This window comes from Microbacterium sp. (assembly GCF_039812165.1).
Lineage (GTDB): Bacteria > Actinomycetota > Actinomycetes > Actinomycetales > Microbacteriaceae > Microbacterium.
The window spans coordinates 1-5,879 of record NZ_JBDIAB010000179.1; the positions used below are offsets into that span (position 1 = coordinate 1).

A 5,879-nucleotide genomic window follows, 5' to 3' on the forward strand; every position below is an offset into this window, starting at 1 on the left:
GCCGCCGCCGTCCGCGAGCGACCAGTCGGTCGCCCCGGCCCACGCCGTGGCGAGGTCGGTGTCGGGGCCGATCGTCGCGACGCGCCAGCCGGCGTCCGACGCCCGTGCGAGCGCGTCGCCCTGCGGCGACACCGCGAGCAGCACCGGCAGCGACCCGCGGGCCGCGACGGGGCGGAGGAGGTCGGCGTCGGACTCGTCGAGGCGTCCCACGATCACCACGAGCGGGCCGGTCGTGACGGTGGCGAAGACGCGCCGGAGGTCGGCGAGGTGGTCGTCGCGACGCGCGGTCAGGGTCGCGAGGCCGATCGCGAGCTCCTCGACGCCGGCCTCGTCGCCGCTCGGCACCGGCTCCGCGAGCGCGAGGCCGTCGGTGTCGACGACCGACACGTCGTAGCCCTCGTGCACGAGCCGCACGACGACCGACAGGCACGCGCTGAGCGCCGACTCGAAGCCGGGGTCCTCGCCGGGCGCCTGCAGCGCCTCGCGCGTCCACCGGAGGGTCGAGCGGTCGAGCACGACGATCGCCTCGGGCGTGGACTCCTGCTCCTCCTGCCGCACCATGAGCACCTCGTGGTGCGCGCTCGCGCGCCAGTGGATGCGGCGCATCGAGTCGCCGGGCACGTACGCGCGCGGGATGAGGTTGTCGGCGCCCTGGCCGAGCTGGTGGGTCGCCGAGTGCAGGCTCCCGCCGGCCTCGCCGGGCAGTCCCGGGAGCGCGGCGAGGGGCACGAGCGCGGGCGTGACCGTGAGCGGGCTCTGCCCGCCGAGCACGTGCCGGCGGCGGGCGAAGCCGAACGGATCGGTCACGACGACGGTGAGCGGACCGACCGAGCGGATGCCGCGGCGCATCGTCCGCACGCGATAGCCCACCTCGATCGTGCGATCGGCGGCGGTGGGCTGCAGCGCAGGGAAGACCCCGGTCGCGACGCCGACGAGGCCCGGCGCCAGCAGGTCGGTCCAGCGCCCCTGCGCGGCGGGCAGCGCGCCGCGCACCTCGATGCGCACGGTCACCGCGCACTCCGCGCCGACGGCGGAGACGTCCGGGTCGAACGAGCGGAGCACGGTCTCGGAGCGGCGCGCGAGGTGCAGCGTCGCGAGCGCGGCGGCGACGACGACCAGCAGCAGCACGCCGAAGTAGACGAGCTCGACGACGCCGAACTCGCCGGCCAGGATGAAGAAGCCGACCGCGAGGGCGACCGCCCCGGTTCCCCGGGCGGTCAGCGGCCACGCGTTCACCGGTCGCCTCAGCGGGTCGCCACCGGCACCCGCACGGCGCCGGCGACCTCGCGCAGGATCGTCGCGATCGCATCGGCGCCGCTGCGCCCGCGCGTGCCCGACGTGCCGCGCGCCGGGATCAGCCGGTGCGCGAAGACCGGCGCGACGAGCGTCGCGACGTCGTCGGGCAGCACGAACTCGCGCCCGTCGAGCCCCGCCCACACCTTGGCGGCCCGCACGAGCTGCAGCGTCGCACGGGGACTCGCGCCCAGGCGCAGGTCGGGGTGGCGCCGGGTGGCGCGCGCGAGCGCCACGGCGTACTCCTCGATGGCGGGGGAGACGTGCACGCGCCGCGCCCACACGACGAGGTCCGCGACCTCGGCCGAGCCGATCACCGGCGTGATCGTCCGCAGCGGGTTGACCGCGTCGCGCTGACGGAGCATGAGGGCCTCGGACTCGGCATCCGGATACCCCATCGAGATGCGCATCATGAACCGGTCGCGCTGCGCCTCGGGGAGCGCGTACGTGCCCTCCATCTCGAGCGGGTTCTGCGTCGCGACCACCAGGAACGGGTCGGGCAGGCGGTGCGAGGTGCCGTCGACGGTGACCTGCCCCTCCTCCATGGCCTCGAGGAGCGCGGACTGGGTCTTCGGCGAGGCGCGGTTGATCTCGTCGGCGATGACGATGTGGGCGAAGACCGCGCCCGGCTTGAACTCGAACTCGCGGTCGACCGGGTTGTAGACCGACACGCCGGTGACGTCGCCCGGGAGCAGGTCGGGCGTGAACTGGATGCGGCGGACGGTGGCGTCGACGGATGCCGCGAGCGCGCGCGCCAGCATCGTCTTGCCGACCCCGGGCACGTCCTCGATCAGGAGGTGGCCCTCGGCGAGCATGCACACGAGCGCGGCGCGCACGGCGGCGGGCTTGCCGTCGATGACGCGCGTGACGCTCGCCGCGATCGCGGAGGTCGCGCGCGCGAAGTCGTCCGCCGTCATCCGGACCGCGGTCGTGCCGCTCGACTCGGGCATGTCGACCCTCCCGCCGAGGATGCCGCAGTCCGCCGGGTCCGGCGCTGCGGCACGCCTCCGTCTTCGATGCTAACCCGCGCGGCCGACATCCCGGGCGGCGACGGAGGCCGCGGACGTCGCGTAGAGTGGGGGGAGCTCTCCGCGAGGCGGCATCCAGGCCAACTCCCCCAGGACGGAAACGTAGCAAGGGTAACCGGGCTCTGCCGGGTTCGCGGAGAGTCTTTTCTGCCCCGGGCGCCCCCGCGCCGGCGGGCGCACGAACCGGGATCGAGGGTGGTCGTGGCATCGGCCCGCGCCCTAGGCTGGGGCGCGTGGCGCAGAGCATCTATATCACCTCGGCAGAAGGACACACCGGCAAGTCGAGCATCGCCCTGGGCGTGCTCGACTCCCTGAGCAGGGTCACTCCGAAGGTGGGCGTCTTCCGTCCCGTCTCGCGGTCCACCGTCGAACGCGACTACATCCTCGAGATGCTCCTCGACCACGACGGCGTCGGCCTCGACTACGAGGACTGCGTCGGCGTCACGTACGACGACGTGCGCAACGACCCGGATGCCGCGCTGTCGCGCATCGTGCAGCGCTACAAGGCCGTCGAGGCGCAGTGCGACGCCGTGGTCATCGTCGGCAGCGACTTCACCGACGTCGGCTCGCCGGCCGAGCTCGGCTACAACGCGCGCATCGCGGTGAACCTCGGCGCGCCCGTGCTGCTCGTGCTCGGCGGACGCGACCAGCAGGGGCACAGCGAGCAGCTGGGCGCCTCGACCCCGCGCACGCCCGAGCAGATGGGGCAGATCACCGCGCTGACGCTCGCCGAGCTGGCATCGGTCCACGCCGACCTGTTCGCGATCATCGCCAACCGCGCCGACCCCGACAACCTCGTCGAGGTGGTCGAGGCGATCAAGGGCGTCGCGGGCGACGTGCCGGTGTGGGCGCTCCCCGAGGACCGGTTCCTCGTCGCCCCGTCGATGCGTGACGTGCTGCGCGCGCTCGGCGGCACGATGCTCAAGGGCGACCCCGAGCTGATGACGCGCGAGGTGCTCGGCGTCGTCGTGGCGGGCATGTCGCTCAACAACGTGCTGCCGCGCATCACCGAGAGCGCCGTCATGGTGATCCCGGCGGACCGCACCGAGGTGCTGCTCGCGACCCTGCTGTCGAACAGCTCGGGCACGTTCCCGTCCGTCTCCGGCATCGTCCTCAACGGGCCCTTCGAGCTGCCCGAGACGATCGACCGCCTCATCGACGGCCTCGGCTCGACGCTCCCGATCGTCACGACAGACCTCGGCACGTACGAGACGGTGCTGCGGATCATGAACGCCCGCGGCAGGCTCGCGATCGACTCGCAGCGGCGCTACGACTCCACGCTCGCGACCTTCGAGCGGCACGTCGACACCTCGGCGCTCACCTCGGCGCTCGGGCTCGCCCAGTCCACGGTCGTCACCCCGCTGATGTTCGAGTACGAGCTCATGGAGAGCGCGCGCGCCGGCCGGCGGACCATCGTGCTGCCCGAGGGCGACGACGACCGCGTGCTGCGGGCGGCCGCGACCGTGCTCTCGCGCGGCATCGCCGACCTCATCATCCTCGGCGACGAGGGCGACGTGCGCGCCCGCGCGCTCGAGCTCGGCATCGACCTGCAGGCCGCCACGATCGTCTCGCCGTTCGACAGCGCCTACGTCGACCGGTTCGCGCGCGAGTACGAGCGGCTCCGCGCCCACAAGGGCGTCACGTACGCGCAGGCCGCCGACACCGTCACCGACGTCTCGTACTTCGGCACGATGATGGTGCACCTCGGCATCGCCGACGGCATGGTCTCGGGCGCCGCGCACACGACCGCGCACACCATCCGCCCGTCGTTCGAGATCATCAAGACCAAGCCGGGCGTCTCGGTGGTCTCCAGCGTCTTCCTGATGTCGCTCGCGGACCGCGTGCTCGTCTACGGCGACTGCGCGGTGATCCCCGACCCGACCAGCGAGCAGCTCGCCGATATCGCGATCTCGTCGGCGGCGACGGCGACCCAGTTCGGCATCGAGCCGCGCGTGGCCATGCTGTCGTACTCGACGGGGTCGTCGGGCAGCGGCGCCGACGTCGACAAGGTCCGCGCGGCCACCGCGCTCGTGCGCGAGCGCGCGCCCGAGCTGCTGGTCGAGGGGCCCATCCAGTACGACGCGGCCACCGACCTGGCGGTCGCCGCGACCAAGATGCCGGGGTCGCCGGTCGCGGGACGCGCGACGGTGTTCGTGTTCCCCGACCTCAACACCGGCAACAACACCTACAAGGCCGTGCAGCGCTCGGCCGGGGCGATCGCGATGGGCCCGGTCCTGCAGGGCCTCAACAAGCCCATCAACGACCTCTCCCGCGGCGCGCTGGTCGAAGACATCGTCAACACGATCGCCATCACCGCGATCCAGGCACAGGGAGAGGCATCCGCATGAGCGTCGTGCTCGTCATCAACAGCGGCTCGTCGTCGTTCAAGTACCAGCTGATCGACGTCGCGTCGGGGCAGCCGCTCGCCTCGGGCCTCGTGGAGCGCATCGGGCAGGACGTGGGGGCCGCCAAGCACACCGTGCTGTTCTCGGGTCCGGGCGCGGCGGCCGTCGACGCCACCTACACCGAGGAGCTGCCCATCCCGAACCACACGGTGGGCTTCGGCATCATGCTCGACGCGTTCGCGCAGCACGGTCCGCAGCTGACCGACTTCCCGCCGGCGGCGGTCGGGCACCGCGTCGTGCACGGCGGCTCGCGCTTCGTGGAGCCCACGCTCATCACCCCCGAGGTCGTGGACAGCATCGAGGAGCTGTCGGTGCTCGCGCCCCTGCACAACCCGGGAGCGCTGCAGGGCATCCGCGCCGCGGTCGACGCGTTCCCCGACCTGCCGCACGTCGCGGTGTTCGACACCGCCTTCCACCAGACCATTCCGGCAGCGGCATACACCTACGCGATCGACGCCGGCGTGGCGGAGGAATACGGCATCCGCCGGTACGGATTCCACGGCACGTCGCACCAGTTCGTCTCGCGTGCCGCCGCCGAGTTCCTCGACCGCCCCCTGGGCGAGCTGAAGCAGCTCGTCTTCCACCTCGGCAACGGCGCCTCGGTCACCGCGGTCGACGGCGGCGACTCCGTCGAGACCTCGATGGGCCTCACGCCGCTCGAGGGACTCGTGATGGGCACGCGCTCGGGCGACCTCGACCCCGCGGTGCTCTTCCAGCTGCGCCGCCGCGCCGGCATGACCGTCGACGAGCTCGACACGCTGCTCAACAAGCGCAGCGGCCTCCTCGGCCTCTCGGGCAAGAGCGACATGCGCGACGTGGAGGCCGGCGTCGACGCGGGCGACCCCGCCGCGACCCTCGCGTTCGACGTGTACATCCACCGCCTGCGCGCCTACGCGGGCGCGTATCTCGCCCAGCTCGACGGCGTGGACGTCATCTCCTTCACCGCCGGGGTGGGTGAGAACTCGCCGCGCGTGCGCGCGGGCGCCGTCGCGACCCTCGGCTTCGCGGGCGTCGAGCTCGACCCCGAGCGCAACGAGCGGCGCGAGCGCGGCATCCGGGTCATCTCGACGGATGCCTCGCCCGTGACCGTCCTCGTCGTCCCGACGAACGAGGAGCTCGAGATCGCGCAGCAGACGCTCGGCGTCGCCGCCGG

Annotated in this window: 4 protein-coding genes and 1 other RNA gene; 3 read left to right on the top strand and 2 right to left on the bottom strand. The window is 72.9% G+C overall.

What is annotated here, in order from left to right:
* Positions 1-1,236, bottom strand: a 1,236-nt coding sequence (locus WML84_RS12160; protein WP_347346409.1) for a DUF58 domain-containing protein, incomplete at its 3' end; no start/stop codon positions are given.
* An 8-nt stretch (positions 1,237-1,244) separates the two neighbouring features.
* Positions 1,245-2,243: a MoxR family ATPase gene (locus WML84_RS12165; RefSeq protein WP_347346410.1), complete on the bottom strand. Its 999-nt coding sequence runs from the start codon at positions 2,241-2,243 to the stop codon at positions 1,245-1,247.
* Between the two features lie 130 nt (positions 2,244-2,373).
* Between WML84_RS12165 and ffs the strand changes: the two genes are divergently transcribed.
* The 3 genes from ffs to WML84_RS12180 all read left to right on the top strand — a co-directional run.
* Positions 2,374-2,470, top strand: an RNA gene (gene ffs, locus WML84_RS12170) — signal recognition particle sRNA small type.
* Positions 2,471-2,554: 84 nt separating this feature from the next.
* The gene (gene pta / locus WML84_RS12175; protein WP_347346411.1) at positions 2,555-4,669 is read left to right on the top strand and encodes a phosphate acetyltransferase; all 2,115 of its coding nucleotides are present in this window, start codon (positions 2,555-2,557) and stop codon (positions 4,667-4,669) included.
* On the top strand, positions 4,666-5,879 hold a 1,214-nt coding region (locus WML84_RS12180; RefSeq protein ID WP_347346412.1), incomplete at its 3' end, for an acetate kinase. The genes pta and WML84_RS12180, both read left to right, overlap by 4 nt.

Coding starts and splice junctions, on each gene's coding strand:
- WML84_RS12165 (WP_347346410.1), bottom strand. CDS start 2,243: ATGCCCGAGTCGAGCGGCACGACCGCGGTCCGGATGACGGCGGACGAC.